The 2679-nt window shown below is 35.2% G+C and carries 3 protein-coding genes and 1 pseudogene; all 4 read left to right on the top strand.

Features of this window, described 5'->3' with window-relative positions; translation table 11 throughout:
* Positions 1 to 771, top strand: a 771-nt coding sequence (locus HMPREF2801_RS00030) for a replication initiator protein A (RefSeq protein ID WP_070609827.1), incomplete at its 5' end; no start/stop codon positions are given.
* A complete protein-coding gene (locus HMPREF2801_RS00035) occupies positions 768 to 1619 on the top strand; it encodes an ATP-binding protein (protein ID WP_007894699.1) in 852 nt (283 codons plus the stop codon). The genes HMPREF2801_RS00030 and HMPREF2801_RS00035, both read left to right, overlap by 4 nt.
* On the top strand, positions 1616 to 2101 hold the full coding sequence (locus tag HMPREF2801_RS00040) for a PcfB family protein (protein WP_000606558.1): 486 nt from the start codon (positions 1616 to 1618) through the stop codon (positions 2099 to 2101). Before HMPREF2801_RS00035 ends, HMPREF2801_RS00040 begins: the two co-directional genes overlap by 4 nt.
* A pseudogene (locus HMPREF2801_RS00045) lies at positions 2098 to 2655 on the top strand (type IV secretory system conjugative DNA transfer family protein); the annotation flags it as partial. The gene HMPREF2801_RS00040 and the pseudogene HMPREF2801_RS00045, both read left to right, overlap by 4 nt.
* Positions 2656 to 2679: the final 24 nt, after the last annotated feature.

The raw sequence follows: 2679 nt of genomic DNA on the forward strand, positions 1-2679 counted from the left end.
ATGGACTTTGACTATTTCTATAACAGAGAAGCAGAGCGATTTAACTTTCTGAAAGTGCCTGAAATATTAGTAGACGGAGAAGAATTTAAGGGACTGTCTGCTGAAGCCATTATCCTATACTCCATGCTTTTGAAACGCACAGGAATGTCCTTTAAGAATAACTGGGTGGACAAGGAAGGCAGAGTATTTATCTATTTTACTGTTGAAGAAATTATGAGAAGAAGAAATATCTCAAAGCCTACTGCCATAAAAACATTGGACGAGTTAGACAGCAAAAAAGGAATAGGACTGATTGAAAGAGTAAGGCTTGGACTTGGTAAGCCGAATGTCATTTATGTTAAAGATTTTATGAGCATAATAGCGGTAAAAGAAAATGACTTTCAGAAGTCAAAAAACTTAACTTCAGAAGTAAAAGATTTTAACCTCAGAAGTAAAGAAAATGAACTTCAGGAAGTTAAAAATGTTGACTCTAACTATATAGAGAATAATAAGAGTAAGTATAGTAAGAGAGAATATAGTTTTGGGGAAAACGGACTTGGAACATTTCAAAATGTTTTTTTAAAGAATGAGGATATAGGCGAATTACAAATAAAAATGGCAGGAGAGCTTGATAACTACATTGAGAGATTATCAACCTATCTTCAAAGTACTGGAAAGACATATAAAGACCATAAAGCAACAATTCTTTCTTGGTTTTATAAAGATCAGGGAAGTAAGAAAAAAACCAATATCCCTACATGGGAGGAATATAACAAGGGAGTACATTTATGATTAAAGAATTAGAGAAAGTGATGATAGAAGATGTGGAATACAGCTTCAATCCTGAAAAAGAATACATCAAAGACGGACACGCCTACTGTAAAGTGTGCCATGAAAGAAAAGATGGAAAAGCATTAGAATTTTTTGGAAAGCAGATGATATTTAAGACAGCTTGTAAATGCGATAGAGATAGAGAAGCAAAAGAAAAAGAAAGACAAAAGCAGCTTGAAATCGAGAGATTAAAAAGTATCTGCTTCACATCCATGATTCAATGGGCATATACATTTGAAAACTATCAGGGAAAAGAAAATCAGAGTCTTATCATCGCAAAGAATTTTGTAAAAGATTACGAACTGATGAAAAAAGAAAACATCGGACTCTTGTTTTATGGTTCGGTGGGTAGCGGAAAGACCTATCTTGCCTGCTCTATTGCCAATGCACTGATTGAACAGTATCAGATAAGCGTCAAGATTAGAAACTTTTCACAAATAATCAACGAACTTCAAAAAGGCGGATTTGACCTTGATAAAAACGCATATATCGAATCCCTTGTAAACACTTCCGTTCTCATCTTAGATGATTTAGGAATTGAAAGGGATACAAGCTATGCCAAAGAGCAGGTATATAACATTGTGAATAACAGGTACTTAAAGCATAAGCCAACAATCTTTACCACAAATCTTTCATACAGCCAAATTGAAAACTGTACGGAGAGTGTGGAATACCAAAGAATTTACTCAAGAATTATCGAGATGTGTATTCCTGTGATGGTACTTGGAGAAGATTACAGAAAAGTTATTCAGGAAGAAAAATTAAAGAGGAATAAAGAAAGATTACTGACTGGAGGTGAGAGAACTTGATCAATGAAGAAATCGCAAGAAAAACGCTTAACATGGAAGTGAAAGCTGCTAAAGTAACAGGAAAGCTAATTCTGAACTTATTAAAGAAACTGATGAAAGAGGCTGAAAAACTTGGAGGACTGGAAAAGCTGGTTAATGCTAACGGAAATGAAGTAAAGCTCAAAGATATGGTTAAAAAGGGACAGCTTGAAGAAATTCCGGTAGAAGAAGCAGAGCTGAAGGAACTGAAAAAGGAACTTAATCGGTATGGGGTAAAGTTTTCGGTGATGAAAGATAAAGAAAGCGGTAAATACTCCGTATTCTTTCAGGCAAAAGACATGAAAGTCATGGATAAAGCCTTCAAACACGCTCTTGCAGAATCAGAAAAGAAAACGGAAAGAAAAGAATCTATCCACAAGAATATTGAGAAGTTCAAGGAGATGGCAAAGAACACTGTTTCTAAAGATAAAGTTAAGAATAAACAAAAGGAGCAGAGCCTATGATAGATAAGATACTAAAAGACATCAAAGGCTTATTTAAGGTGCAAGATAAGGCAAAGTTGCTAAAGCAGAATATTCCCTATCTTGCATTTTTCTATGTTGGCAATATCTTTTCTCATCATGTAAGAGCCTATACTGGTGGAGATGTGATAGACAAAATCTTTCAAGGAATATTAGAACTTAATACCATGAGCTTTATTCCAAGTATTCATCCTTCTGACATTTTAATGGGCGTGGGAGTGGCAGCTCTAATTAAATTTATTGTCTATACCAAAGGGAAAAATGCAAAAAAGTTTAGGCAGGGGAAAGAGTATGGTTCAGCAAGATGGGGAACGAGAAAAGATATAGAGCCGTATGTGGATGAAAAGTTCCAAAACAATATCTTGCTTACTCAAACAGAGCGATTAACCATGAATGGCAGACCGGCAAATCCAAAGTATGCAAGAAATAAGAATGTACTTGTTATTGGCGGTTCAGGCTCCGGAAAAACAAGATTTTATGTAAAGCCAAACCTAATGCAAATGCACTCGTCATATTGCGTAACAGATCCAAAAGGATTAACCTTATAGGGACAGAGAAAA

The organism is Peptoniphilus sp. HMSC062D09, assembly GCF_001811425.1.
Taxonomy (GTDB): domain Bacteria; phylum Bacillota; class Clostridia; order Tissierellales; family Peptoniphilaceae; genus Peptoniphilus_A.

What these genes read in the sequence shown, in the direction of transcription:
- HMPREF2801_RS00035 (WP_007894699.1), top strand. Translation starts at nt 768, where the DNA reads ATGATTAAAGAATTAGAGAAAGTGATGATAGAAGATGTGGAATACAGC.